This is a genomic window from Acinetobacter bouvetii DSM 14964 = CIP 107468 (assembly GCF_000368865.1).
Taxonomy (GTDB): Bacteria; Pseudomonadota; Gammaproteobacteria; order Pseudomonadales; family Moraxellaceae; genus Acinetobacter; species Acinetobacter bouvetii.
In genome coordinates this window covers 817879-832661 of the sequence record NZ_KB849727.1, presented here as the reverse complement: position 1 = coordinate 832661, position 14783 = coordinate 817879, and the positions used below count along the sequence as shown (strand labels likewise).

At 42.1% G+C, this 14783-nt stretch carries 5 protein-coding genes and 1 pseudogene; 5 read left to right on the top strand and 1 reads right to left on the bottom strand.

The window, feature by feature from the left end; translation table 11 throughout:
- Positions 1-54: 54 nt before the first annotated feature.
- Positions 55-435 (bottom strand): annotated as a pseudogene (locus tag F941_RS10895) (IclR family transcriptional regulator domain-containing protein); the annotation flags it as partial.
- A gap of 741 nt (positions 436-1176) precedes the next feature.
- Between F941_RS10895 and F941_RS10890 the strand changes: the two are divergent.
- From F941_RS10890 to F941_RS10870, 5 genes are all read left to right on the top strand, one after another.
- Entirely contained in the window at positions 1177-1653 is a 477-nt protein-coding gene (locus tag F941_RS10890) for a hypothetical protein (protein ID WP_005011136.1), read from the top strand.
- Positions 1654-1695: 42 nt separating this feature from the next.
- The gene (locus F941_RS10885) at positions 1696-4503 is read left to right on the top strand and encodes a beta strand repeat-containing protein (protein WP_005011134.1); all 2808 of its coding nucleotides are present in this window, start codon (positions 1696-1698) and stop codon (positions 4501-4503) included.
- A gap of 93 nt (positions 4504-4596) precedes the next feature.
- Entirely contained in the window at positions 4597-10635 is a 6039-nt protein-coding gene (locus tag F941_RS10880) for an SdrD B-like domain-containing protein (RefSeq protein WP_005011133.1), read from the top strand.
- Positions 10636-10638: 3 nt separating this feature from the next.
- Positions 10639-11724, top strand: a complete 1086-nt coding sequence (locus F941_RS10875; protein ID WP_005011132.1) for an OmpA family protein — start codon at positions 10639-10641, stop codon at positions 11722-11724.
- Position 11725: 1 nt separating this feature from the next.
- Positions 11726-14635, top strand: a complete 2910-nt coding sequence (locus F941_RS10870) for a DUF11 domain-containing protein (protein WP_005011130.1) — start codon at positions 11726-11728, stop codon at positions 14633-14635.
- Positions 14636-14783: the final 148 nt, after the last annotated feature.

Below are 14783 nucleotides of genomic sequence, written 5' to 3'. Positions count from 1 at the left end.
CTTCATGTCCCAGCATTTCAGGGCCGATGTTTAAATTCTGAAATGCGGGGCTTTTTAGATTTGCACTAAATGAATAATTTCACCTAACTGCTGTGCAGTAGAAATTAATTTTGATGCGAGTTCCTGAACTCGTTGTTCATTGAGTCGGAATGAAGGGCCTGCAATACTGACAGTACCGAATGGTTTGTTTGTGTGTGGGTTAATAATGGTTTTTGCCATTGCAGTCATACCCAGTTCATAGGTATCTGAAATTAAACCATAACCTCGCTCACGCGATGCCTCTGCCATCTGTGTCAGTTGTCCAAGGTTCTTCGGCGAGTTCGCTCCTAAGAGCTTAGCTTTTTCAAAGCCTTCGCGCTCTGCAATTCTTGAAAAATCGTCAGCATTAATATTGGATAAATAGGCTAAACCACATGCAGATGTAGGCAAGTAAGCAAGGCTCCCTGAATCTGAATTACTCCCAGTATCTTAGACATCACAGCTTCATTTTGAAGCTGCCTTAAATCCTTCAAGGCTCATCCAATGCCATCCAAATGCAGGATACAACTCAGGTCTAAAGCCTGCCTAACGTATAAATTTTTATTCAGTAAAGCAATTTCTGTAAATCTCACTTACTTGGCACAGGAAATTTCAGGCTGTTAATTTTCCATTTAATAATTTTGCTGCAGTGTATTTTTGACTCAACGAAACTTACTTCAGTGATAAGGATAAGCCGGCCATTTTCTCAATATTCTTCAGCCTAAATGATTAACTGTTTTAACAAGATCATTGTGAAATTTTACTGCTGAATAATTCTTAAAAGTGATTTTTTGCAACAAAGTTGATTGCAAGGTTATTGTTCGAAATGGGTGAATAGTGGCTAATTTTTATACCTGTATTCTTCACTTTTGATAGGGTTTTTTATGCATTTAAATGGATGCTGTTTTGGTATTTAGAATATGGCTATATTTTAATTGTAAAAAAATATATTCAAACATATATTATTTCCCCCTTGATTGATAAGTTTTTCTTCAATTATTTGTTACTTTAAGTGTTAAAAAGACACTTTTCTTAACCAAAATTAAATAGTGACAATTCAACTAAAATCCAAAAAACAATAACCAAGTCACATTTTGTGTATCTTTTTTAATTTTTTATGTAATATTGTGTGATATTCATGTTAAGAAGAAAATTTTAATGTTCAGTAGCAGCAAATCAATTTTACTTTTTTTATCGTCTCTATCAATCATGGGGGCTGCACATGCCGCAGCAGCAAATACCCAGCCTTTAGTAGCGGAGATGAAGGTATTTGAAGTAGATGCAAAACAAAAAGGACAAAAAGAGTTAAAAGCAACTGATCAAGTCAAACCAAACTCTGTTTTGGAATATCGAGTTGATTACTCAAATGTCTCTTCAAATAGTCTAAAAAATTTGAAATTAAATCTACCGCTTCCAGAGTATGTCACTTACACCGGTCAAAGTGCGCCAAAAGATACTTATGCCTCATTAGACGGGAAAAGCTTTGCTAAAGCACCGCTTACTCGTGTTGAAAATGGCAAAAAAGTCAATGTTCCACTGCGTGAATACCGTGCATTGCAATGGAATATCAGCGAGTTGAAACCGAAACAGAAAGTTACAGTTTCAGCCCAAGTGCGTGTCAATGCTTCTAAATAAAAATTTCTAGTCGTTTAAACGTCTTTATTGTTGAGTTTTCTTATGAAACAACGTTTTCAATTAAGTAAAATCGCGACTGCCTTGGCAGTTGTCGGTGGGGTATCCTTCTTTGGCAGTTCTGCAATGGCAGCAACATCTACGCCTCTAGCTGGACAGAATATCAGTAACGTAGCAACTGCAACGTATACTGATAATACAAATACTGAGCGTGTCGTTACTTCTAACGTGGTTAAAACCCTTGTGGCACAAGTGGGCAGCTTTACTCTTGTACAGTCTAACGAACGTCAAACAGCAGCCAACAGCAGTGTAAGCTTCCCGCATATTTTAACCAATACGGGTAATGGCACAGACTCATTTACGCTTAACATTACAAATGATGCCGGTACTTTCGATTGGGCCAGCTATAATGTTTATATTGACCGTAATCAGGATGGTATCGCGGATGATGGTGCGGCTGCTTTAACATCTACAACAGCGATTGAATTAGCTGCAGGTGAATCTATCGGTCTGGTTGTGGTTGCTAAAACGCCGTTAGCAGCAACGGCAGGCCAGAATGACAGCTTGATTTTGACTGCAACAGCAAAAACAACAGCTTTATATGATGCTGGCAAAAATACGGCGTCAAATACGGACAAAGCGACAATTATTACCGGCGCAGTCATTGAAATTAAAAAAGAAGCCAGTGTCAGCACAATTGGTGCAAATGGCTATATTACCTATACCTTGACGTTCCAGAATAAAGGCACAGCTGCAGCTACTTCAGATGTCATTATTTATGACGTACTGCCAAGCAATGTAACATTTGATACATCTACAGTGCCTGATGCTAAGCTGGTTGCTTATTACAATGGCAGTTCAACTGCGCTTAATCCTGGCAATGCCGATGCGGACGGTTTCTACTTTAAGACGCGCAGTGATGCAAAAGAAGCTTTTACCTTTAATGCAGGAAAGCTTGCCGCAGGTTCAACAGGAAAATTGTCTTTTACTGTTAAAGTAAAAAATGCAGCGGCAAATGGTGAAAAAATCACGAACACTGCATATGCGGATACTGACGGCTTCACACCAGGCACAAATACGCCGTTAACACCGGATAATGTTCCATCTGTTCCACCGGTAACTACAGATACAACTCTGGTTCCATCGAACCCGAACAATGTCACTGTGGTGGGTACAACGGCTCACTCAATTAACGATGACGCATCTGTCTCCTGGACTGACAACAATGTTCCAGCCGGCAGCGCTGCAGGCATTGACGATCAAGTTCATGCGGCGGCAGCGCAAGGCCAGGCGATTGTCTTTGGCAATAACGCGACAGGTGGCGATGTTATTTACGTCCATAACTCAGGCACAACTGCAGACAGTTATAATCTGAGTGTTGCTGCTGCGGCAGGTTCATCTTTGCCGGCGGGAAGCATTATTGAAATTCTGAAAGCTGATGGTAAAACACCGGTAACAGACAACAATACAGGCCCGATTGAAGCTGGCGGCAGCTTAAAATTTGTAGTACGTGTCACTTTGCCAACCAGCGGCACAGTCGTTCCGGGTACTAAACTGATCATGACCAGTGCCTCAGTCAGCAATGGCAGCAATAAAGATACTATTTCTTTAGTTGTTGATTCATTTACCAAAAGTGCTGTGGATTTAGTACATAATAAAGGAACCGCGGCTTTGCCTGATTATGTCGGTGATGGCCAGAATAGCAGCACAGGCGTTCCGGATACAGCTTTAGTACCAGGCACATCTAAACCGCTGGATGTTACGATCAAAAATACAGGCGGTACGCCAGATAACTATAATATTGCAGTTGAAGGCGTTCCAACTGGCTGGACAGCAGAGCTTTTTGGAAAAGATGCATCAGGCAATTGCACAAATACGAAAGTAACCAATTCAGGCACGATTGCTAATGGCGGTACTGGCAGTTACTGCCTGGTCGTTACTGCGCCAAACGGCACGCCGGCAACGAATATTCCAGAAACCATTACAGTCAAGATCAGCTCACCATCTACCGGCAGCAACGACAGCATTGGGTTTAAGCTGACCATTGCAGAACAGCGTGCGATTAGCTTTACACCAGACCGCCAAGGTCAGTTAGCGCCAGGCGGCAGCATTATTTATAGCCATACCCTAAGCAACATTGGTAACGTGGCTGAAGCAGCGGGCGGCAAAACACTGAACTTTGCTTTACCAACGCCGGCAGCTGGTGAAACCGTTACTGTTTATGTAGACGCGGATGGTGATGGTGTACTGGATGCTGAGGAGCTTGTTAGCACTGCAACAGGTCATTCTCTAAATGAAATATTGCAAAATGCTAAATTCGATAAAAATGGACTGGCAGGATTACAGCAAGGCGAGTCGGTTACTGTCTATGTAAAAGTTGAAGCAGCTGCAACTGCAACTGCAGGTCAGTCTTATACATCTACAGTGCAAATTCAGCCTGAAGCTGGTGCCGTATTAGGTTCAAACAGCATTCTGTCAATTACAGACCGCACGGTTATTAACCTGGGTTCAGTCCGCTTGGAAAAATTCCAGTTTGCTGCAGATTGTACGGCAGTCCCCGCAGATGCCGACTATACAATCAATCTTCAGAATGCCAAGCCGGGCCAGTGCGTTTTCTACAAAGTTACAGCAACAAACCAAGGTAATGCTGGCGCAACGGCTGTTGTGATTAACGATGCTGTACCGGCATATACAACATACAAAACCGGTTCTATTGCACGTGATCCAGTAACTCAGGGCACTGCGCCAACTGAAGCTGGCGGCAATGTCAATTACAACGTTGGCACTTTAACCCCTGGCGCTTCAGCAACACTGAAGTTTGCGGTTACGGTTGACAAAGCAACGACACCATAATCCTTTTTAAATCTGTCACCTCCCTTTTTCGAAAGGGAGGGAACGCTTATTTTTTTTATTATTTGTGGTTCATTTTTGTTTTGGGGCTTGTCAATGAAAAAGGCAATCAATAAAAAAGTCGATGCACTGTCGTTATCCGCACTCGCGTCTGCTTTATTTTTTGCTCAATATGGACATGCCGCGACTGCAAGTATGCCAAATGCTGGCACGATTATTCCCAATATTGCCTATGCAAAGTATGAAATTATGGGGAGTGATGGATTACTCCATGTAAAAGAAACACAATCAAATAAAGTTGAAGTTCAGATTTCAGAATTATATGCACTGAAACTGTCTCCAGATGTTCAAAAAGTGGTTGAAGCTGGCACGACGGTGTATTGGTTCAATGAACTGGTGAATTTAAGCAATACACAAGCAACGCTTAAGCTCAGTAGTGAAAATACCAGTTATTTATCTAATGTTCGTATTTATCTGGATAATGGTGATAATCAGTTTGAGACAAATTTAGATCAGCTCCTCACTGCTGGTATTGTGCTTAAACCCGGTGAAAAAGTATATCTATGGGTGCTGGCAGAAACCTCTAAAGATACGCCAAATAACTCACTGATTAAAATGCCTGTTACCGCACAAATTCAGGAAGGATCACAACCAAGCAGTACAGTTGAAGATCCTGTTAACATTGTTGTACCTCAACTGGATATCCGAAAAGCGGTAGATAAAACCAATATTCAATATCAAGGCGCTCAGGAAGCTATTACCTATACATTAACCGTTAAAAATAATGGCAACCTACCGATTGCACCGCTGCCGGTGAGTGTAGATGGCTCACAAGGGGACTGGATTATTGTTGAAGATCCATTGCCTGGAAATACGGTATATGATGATGTTTTAGTCAATACAGCCGGAGCGAGTGTACTTTATAAAATGGCTGAAGGGGTGTATAGCTCAGCACAGCCAGCAAATAAAAATGCAATTAGCCATGCTGTTGTCGGCTATAAAAATTTTGCAGCGGGACAAGAAAGTAAAATCACGTTAAAAGTGAAAACCAATGCAAATTTAAGCTATAGCATTTTAAAAAATCAGGCCTATTTATTTTCATGGAATAATGCAGCTAATCAGCCAAGAAAAACTACTTCTGATTTAGTGCAAACTATTATTAATGCGACAGATGCGACTCTAAATGGAACGACGCCAGATTATAATAATGTCATTAAAACAGGCAAGGTGAATGAGCCGATTTACTTAAAAGCCGACGCTGCAATTTGTAATGCTTCCCATCAGCAAGATCAAGTGAAAGTCTTGGTTAAATCTACGTTAACAGGTGACTTTTTATATGTTAACGGAAAAGAATCTGAAGCGAATAGCGGGATTTTCCACTTTGAAATTAATACGGCGGCCTGGGACGGCACAGCGCCAAATACCGCAGATCAGATTTTGCAAACGCTACGCCGTGACCAAGTGACGGCAACGATTATTGATTGTCTGGACCAGAATGGAAGCAGCACCAATACGCCAAATCCAAATATTTCTACAAATATCCTGATAGATCCCTATGGGATTGTATTTAATGCAAAAACTGGTCAACCTGTCGCCAATGCGCGGGTCATTTTAGCCGATAAAAATGGCGTACCTGTAAAAGCAAACATTGCCTTTGGTCAAGATGCTTCTGGAAAAATGGCAGGAACAATTCCTGCTGAGCAACAGACCAATGTCAATGGTGAATTCATTTATCCATTTGTGATGCCTGGTGAATACATTTTCTTGGTGGATACTTCATCTCCAATTAATGGGAAGAGCTATCAATTCAGCAGTGACCAAAATACGTACCCTATCAGTTCTTTTAAGTCTTTTGGTATTACAGCAGTTGATCCAGATTATTCATATGGACGCAGTTTTAAGCTGGATTTAACCAGTCCGGCACTAAATATTGATATTCCTATTGACCCGTTAAGTACGAGTCAGCGCTTAACAGTAAAAAAAGTGGCTTTGGACAGCAGTGTTGAATTGGGGGATTTCACCAATTACAGCATTACCGTGAGTAATCAAGGGGATGAGCTGGCTCAGGATGTCAAAGTTCAAGATAACTTGCCTCGCGGATTCAGTTATGTTCCGAATACCATGCGAGTTAATGGCAAGCCTGTTGCAGATCCCGAAGGCGGTAAAGGGCCTTATTTGACTTTGGGCCTGGGGGATCTGGCTGTGGATGCCACAGCTAAAATTGAATACCGTGTGCTGGTTGGGCCGAATGCGCTGAATGGTGATGGTATTAACCGTGCGCGTGCAGTCAGTAAAAGTGTGACGTCAAACGAAGCGCAAGCCAAAGTAAAAGTGCGCCCGGGTGTATTCAGTTCAGATGCTTTTGTGATTGGGAAAGTGTATACCGACTGCAATCGTAACGGCATGCAAGACAAAGGTGAATTGGGTGTTCCGGGTGTGCGTCTGTACATGGAAGATGGCAGCTATGTCATTACCGACAGCGAAGGGAAATATGACTTTTATGGCGTTTCAGCAAAAACGCATGTACTAAAACTGGACCGTACCACCTTGCCTGCAGGTGTAGAATTGGTGACTCAATCCAATCGAAATGCAGGTGATCCCGCAAGTCGTTTTATCGATGTAAAGCGTGGCGAACTGCATCGCGCAGACTTTGCCATGGCAGATCAAGCGGGTGCCTGTTCTGCACCGCTGATCAATATGATCAAACAGCGTCAGGAAAAAATTAATAGCCATAATTTAAACTTGGAAAAAGCCATCAATAAGCAACTCTCTATTGATGCTCCAAGCTATATAGAAAAAAGTACCCGTTCAGACAACACCAGTGGCTGCTTAGCCAATGATCATGATCAAACGTGTATTTTAAATAAGAACAATGCTGATTTTGCTCAAGATAAACAGTTGGCGATTGATCCGGTCAAGCCGCCGGCATTGGTCGATCTTGAGGAGCTTTTGAAGCGCAGCGATAGCAATGCTTTAAGCATCCTCAATTTAAAAGATGGCCAGATTCTGCCTTTTGCACAGACAACGATTCAAGTTCAGGGCATGGCAGGCGCCAATCAGCGTGTACTCATTAATGGTCAAGCTGTATCTGAAAAACGGCTGGGGAAACTGTCGGTTTTGGCGGATCAACAAAAGCAAGGCAAAGAGTTTGTTGGCGTTGAACTGAATACCGGTAAAAATGAAATCCGTGTTGAACAATTGGATTTCATGGGCAATGTTCGTGAAAGCCAGCAGGTGCAAGTGGTTGTTCCTGGAGAAATGCATCAGTTGCAGCTTGAGCATGGTAGCGCGACTGCCACAGCGAATGGCAAAGATGTTTTAGCGCTGATTCTCCGCCTTAAAGATAAAAATGGGGTGAAAATTGCAACACGCACCAGCATTACTTTAGAAAGTGATATTGGACTCATCAATTTACCGGATTTAAATCCAAATGAACCGGGCATCCAAACCTTTATTGAAGGTGGGGAAATGATCATTCCTGTACTTGCACCCAATGCGCCGGGACGTGGCAAGTTGCGTGTGAGCAGCGGTGTATTGAAACAAGAAACGGACATACAGTTCTTGGCAGATTTGCGTCCATTGATTGCTGTGGGTTTAGTTGAAGGTGCAATTAATTTTAATAACTTTGATGGCAATAAATTGCATAGTGTGACCCGCAATGATGGCTTCGAAGAACAACTGAATGAAGTTGCAGATTGGGGCAATGAGACCAGCCTGAATGGACGGGCGGCACTTTTCCTGAAGGGTAAAGTGAAAGGTGATTATCTGCTCACCTTAGCCTATGACTCAGATAAAAGCTCAAATCAGCGATTATTCCGTGATATTCAACCCGATGAATATTATCCGGTTTATGGTGATGCTGCTGCAAAAGGTTTTGAAGCGCAGTCGACCAGTAAACTCTACGTACGTGTAGATAAAGGCCGTTCCTATGCCATGTATGGGGACTATGTGACCCGGACTGAAAAAGATGAAGGGCTTTCTTTAGGGCAATACAACCGCTCATTAACCGGTCTAAAACTGGGACATGACGGAGATAAGCTTGAAGTTGCTGCATTTGGCGCTGAAACTAAATCACGTCAGGTGGTGACTGAAAATCGCGCTATCGGCATTTCTGGTCCTTACAGTTTAGGTGCAATCAGTAACGACCAAATTCTTGAAAATAGTGAAAAAGTCGAAATTCTAACACGTGACCGTAATAATCCCGGGTTGATTATTTCACGTCAAACGCTCACACGCTTTGTTGACTATGACGTAGATACATACAGCAACAGTATCTATTTAAAAGAGGCGGTAGCCAGTGTAGATGCTGACCTGAATCCGAACTATGTGCGCATTACTGTAGAAGCAGATGATATTGGTGAAGAATATCAAGTCGGCGGGGTGAGCTTCAGTTATGCAGTAAAGAGCCATTTAAAGCTTGGCGGTTCTTTTGTGCAAAGCAATGATCCTTTAAAAGAAGAACAAATCGCCAGTGTGAATAGCGTCATTAAAATTGGTCAGCACGGAAAGCTGATTGCTGAAGTTGCGCAATCGAAAAATACCAATGCTGATGATGACCAAATGCCCCAAATCAATAGCGAGCCGACAGGCAGCAAAGACAGCGGCACAGCAGCGCGCGTTGAGTTTGAATATACGCCAAGAGCTGGAAGCCTTCGTGTGTACCATCAGCAAGCCCAGGATGGTTTCCAAAACGATGCGGCAACCATTAGTGCCGGGCGTATGGAAAGCGGTATTAAAGCGTCACTGCCAATTGCCAGCGTGGGCTTGGCACGTATAGAAGCGATCCGCACAGAAGACCAAAATAATCATGGCACACGTACAGGAATTGCGGCAAGTATTGAGCGGAATTTCTTTAAAGTGCTTGCCATAGAGCTAGGTTTACGTCACTACGATGAAACTCAGGATGCTGCAACCAAAGCAACAGAGAATATGGGTGCTTATAACGGTACGACTGCCAGAGTAAAATTTACCGGTAAACTCCCATGGAAAGGTGCAAGTGTTTTTGCCGAGTATGAGCAAGATATTCAAGATTCAGAAAAACAAGTTTTGGCTTTAGGCGGAACGGTGAAAGTTTTGCCGAATACAGATTTGTATGCACGCCATGAAGTGATTTCTTCCATTGATGGTCTGTATTCGTTAAATACTACCGAAGAAACTAATAGCACGGTTTTCGGTATCAGCAGTAGCTACATGAAAGATGGTTCTGCATTTAGTGAATATCGTGTGGCTGATGGTATAAGCAATCGTGAAGCCGAGGCTGCTTTAGGGTTGCGTAATCGCTGGCAAATTATGCCTCAGGTGTATTTGAGCACCAGTTTTGAGCAAGTGAAAACACTTTCTAAAAACACGGAAAATGATGGCAATGATTCAACTGCCGCTACCTTCGGGCTGGAATATTTAGCTCCAAAAGACTGGAAAGCCATGACACGTTTGGAAGGCCGCCGTTCGGATCAATCAGATACCTTAATCAGCACTCTGGGCTATGCGCACAAGTTGAATGAGCGCATGACAATTTTGACGAAAAATACTTTGAATTTTGTCAACAATAAGGCAGCTGAACAAGGCGATCATTTTAGAAACCGTTTCCAGTTAGGAATGGCATGGCGTGACTTTGATCAAAATAAACTAGACGTGCTCTCTAAAGTTGAACACTACTATGAAAATAATGCGACGGACTTAGAAGCAGAATTTGAGCGGACATCTTATGTGAGCTCCACGCATGTTAACTGGCATCCTTCGCGCCCAGTGACTTTGTCCGGCCAATACGCAGCGAAATGGTCTGTCTTAGATGAATATGATGTACGCAGTTCGGCATTTACTCAGTTAGTCGGTGGCCGTGTGCTGTATGACATCAATGAACGTTGGGATGCAAGTTTGCAAACCGGCGTGCTGTGGGCAAACCGAGGTATGGGATCACGTTATTTGCTTGGCGCTGAATTTGGATATTTAGTGACAACGAATTTATGGCTGTCTGCAGGATATAACTTTTTGGGTTATCAGGATGATGAACTGGCCAATACCAGTTCTACGGGACAAGGCGCATATTTACGTTTTAGATTTAAGTTTGATGAAGATTTATTTAGCCGCCGCTCAAGCAAGACCAATTTTTCTTTAGAACCAGGGCAGGGGCAGTAAATAATGAAAACAACATTATTATGCCTAGCCGTTTTGGGAAGCTGCATAAGTACTGTATCAGCCAAGCATGCGCCAGACGTTGCCTCGCAGCAAAGGCCGAGCGCTGTGCAAATAGATGAATTGGCAACTGTTTTGGAACAGCAGTATCGGCAGAGTGCGGGGCAAGCGCGCTATCAGGCTTATAAGGGGAAAATGTGGTTAAGCTATGCGCAAAATGAACGGTCTGAAGGCAGCCTGACTTCAGCAGGGCTAGAAGCTTGGCAGCAGGCTAAAATGATTTCGAATGGCTTACAGCAGCATCAAACTTTATCCTTAACCACCCCTATTTTAAGTGCTTCGCAGGTCATGCGCCGTGATTTATGGCAACAAATTGAATACTTAAAGCAGTCTGGGGCAATTGATAAAGCACCAGAAAGTTTGGCGCATGCTGAAGTTATGCTGGTTTGGGCTGCTGCAGAATATTGTGAGCTGGGCTGGCGCCATGCCAATGAACATTTTCATGCTGCGGAGCAAGCTCTGTATCAGGCGATTAAATTATCAGAGATTAAGCCTGTACCAATAAACGGGGCGATGAATCAGCTGGCGTCGATGGCACAGCTTAATGGTCAAGGTTGCCGTGGGGTCACTGCCGAATTTTGGCCGATGGATAAGGCCGCTGAGTTGAATGCAGCGCATAAGGTTCAGAATGTTGTACATTTTGCGTCAAATAGTGCAGCACTCAGTTTAGCCAGCCAAGCTGTGCTGGATCAACTGCTGAACGTTTTGCAAAAGTATCCAAAAATAGATGTGACCTTGTTGGGTTATACCGATAAGCGGGCAACTCAGAAATACAATCTCGAGCTTGCGCAGCGCCGTATTCAGTCTGTACAGGATTATTTGGCAGCGCAAGGCATTGCAGCGGAGCGCATTCAGCCCGAAGCGAAAGGCGCAGCGGATTTACAGGCCGATGCAGACCCCAAGCTGGCATCCGCCAAAAGCCGCCGGGTGGTTTTGCAGCTCAGCAGCAGTGAGCAGATTCAAGTGAGATTAGAACCGCAGTGGCAAGATTTACAGATAGAATCAGATCAGCAAAAAGTGAAGGTGAACTAAAATGATGAAGCAATTTTTAGGTCATGTTTTAGCATCTTCGCTTTTGCTGGCTGGTACAGCTAAGGTTTATGCGGCGGATACGGCAGCAGATACAACCAAAGTAAAAATTCAACGTAGTTTTGTCAATTTAAGTTTTAATAATCCGAAATTGACCTCTGCTTATAAACAACATCCTGAAGCAGATGTGGAAGGGTGGAAAACGACTCATCCAAATCCAAAGTTAATAGAAGTTTGGAGAGGTTCAGGTGCGAATGATACTCAAGCTTGGAGAGATGCAAATGGAGGAGCCTTTAGTTCTGCAACGGCGAATCAATATGCTGAACTAAATGCAAGCGCAAAATCAGCACTTTATCAGAATGTTTGTTTATTTAAAGATGAAGAGTTTGCTTGGAATTTTAGACACGCGGCACGTTCAAGTACCAAGGAACAAACGACCTTTTATATTGGTAAAGTATCAACAGACCGTTTTAGCTTTACTCAAGATCAGACTATTGGTACAAGTCAAGCTGTTACACAGCTATTTCAATGGAAAGATGCAAATCCTAACGGAACTAAAGCAAAAGTAAATGTTGCAAGTGGTATCTATCAGTTTATTTTTGATGCAACAGCATTTGGCACTGATGCAACTCTAGGGAACTTTATTGATGACATCACATTGAATCTGAGACCTGCTGTTGAGTTTAGTGCGGCTTCGGGTAGTTTTTATGAAGGAGGCAGCGGTGCAGCAGGTAAAGAATATTCCGTACCTTTTAATATCGTAGGACAAATTGCAAGTCAAAGTGCTTTGCCAATATTGCAATTCAAAATTGAATATCCATCCGGTTATGCACAGACAAAGGCTGTTTATGGTACAAATTACCGTTTATATAAACGTGTAGGGGGTAATTTAGTCGAATTAACTTCTGCTTCGGATAGTTTAAATATATCTAATCCTGATAAGGTAACGTTTAATTATACGCCAGTATATAACTCAAGTTTGGATTATAGTAAGGGTGTGCAAGTAAATGATTTGGTGATCAAAATTTTTGGCAATACTCAAACAAATGCTGATATTACTTTGCCTTTTTCTTTTGCATTGGATGCGAACAGTGGTGCGATTGCAACATCTCTCAGTGCTTGCGGTAATGTGACAGCAGATGTTAATTTTGATTTAAAAATCCAAGAAGATGATGTCGACTTAAGTGTAGTCAAAAGTTTAACTGCTGAATCAGTTGTCTTAAAAGATAATCTTGTATCTTATACTTTAGATATTGCAAATAACACTAATGTTCAGGCTGATGGAGTTGTTTTAAGGGATGATTTTAAAAACCTACTCAGAGTAACAGGTCAAACAGCATTAGTTTGTGAAGATTTAACCAGTGGTACAAGTAAAGCTTGTCCAGCTGCATGGACTGATTCTAATGCATTAACTTCCTTATTTACGACTACTGTAGGCAGTGGTTTAAGTCTGGGTAATATTCCTGCAAATGCGAAATATAGATTTACAGTAAAAAACTTAAAGGTTACAGATACAGATACTGCAAATGCTGGTTATGTAGTTAATACCGCGACTATTGAAACAACTAAGATGAATGATCTTGCCCCAGGTAATGATATATCAACTGTCAAAACATTGATGGCTGCTAAAAATGACCTGTCAAATAATAAGGCCGGTGCTCCTGTAACAGAAACAGGTGTGGGTCTATTTTATAGTAGTAAGGAAGGCAGAACAGGTGTTACACCTTTATTGACTCAAAATGCAGACAGCAGCCAAAAAGCCTATTTTCCATTGAATATTCAAAATTATAGTAATTTGGCACAGGATTATCAGTTATATGCTTCAAGCACAGCCATTGTGCCAACTCAAAGTACAGGCGATTATTCAACATTGGTCAAAAGCGGAATAACACCATTTACTTCGGGTCTGAAAGTTGAATTTTATAAAGCCGACATCGGACAGTGCAAAGCGGGCATCAGCAGCCAGCAAATTACCCAGCTGAATGTGGCGGCCAATACGACTGGTCAAGTCTGCGCAGTCATTACCGCTTACTCATCGGCAGTGGCAAAAACCAATATCTGGTTTGCCATTGAATCGCTGCAGTCTGGATTGGGCGATATTATTTTAGACGCTATTATTCCACAGCCACAAAAACGTTCACTTGAACTGAGCAATGATCAGACTGCTCAAGTGAGTATTGGAGGAAGCTATGTATTTTTACACCGTTTAACTAATTATGGTGTAGAAAATGAAACGAAGGTAAAAGTAGGACTAAGTTCAACAAATAACAATGGCTTCTTATATACCTTGTTCTTAGATCAAAATGGCAATAATACGCTCGATGCGAGTGACACATTACTTTCTGCGGCCGAAACTGAATTAAGCAATATTATTGAACCAAACAAGTCTGTGACTTTATTTATTAAGGTCGAAGCGCCTGCAACAGCAACCAATGGAATGAGCAGTCAAGTCAGGTTAATTGCGAAACCAGACAATACCGGAAAGGCAGTTACTCTGGCAGATTTGAGCAATACCGATCTGATTACTGTTAGCCCGAGCCAATTGCAAATTTTGAAATCACAATTCAAAGTTGCAAGCTGCATCATAGCCAATGCACAGTCGGTTATTAATTCAACCTATACAGTACAAAATGAAAGTTTGAAACCAAGTCAGTGTTTAATCTACCGCATTATGGTAAAAAACTCAGGCAGTGAAACTTTAAGCAACGTCATTATTAATGACATGTATCCGGCTTATACGAAGCAATGGGCATCTGCGAATATATTGCCAATTGTGGGCAGTAATGGTCAGAATATTACAGACAGTAGTAATAATAAAATTGAAGATGATGGGGCTGCAAAAATCAGAGCAATTTTAAAAGAGTTGTTACCGCAGCAAGAAAAGTCACTGTATTTTGGAATTAAAATGAATTGATTAAAATCAAAACGGTAAAGCTTTGCTGCTGCATCCTGAATTACTGGAATACAGTTTGCAGATACCAAAGCAGATTGATGGCATTTTAGATTTATATAGCGTTGTTGCACAAATCATTCTGCAGGGGCTTATTTAGCACGATAATTCT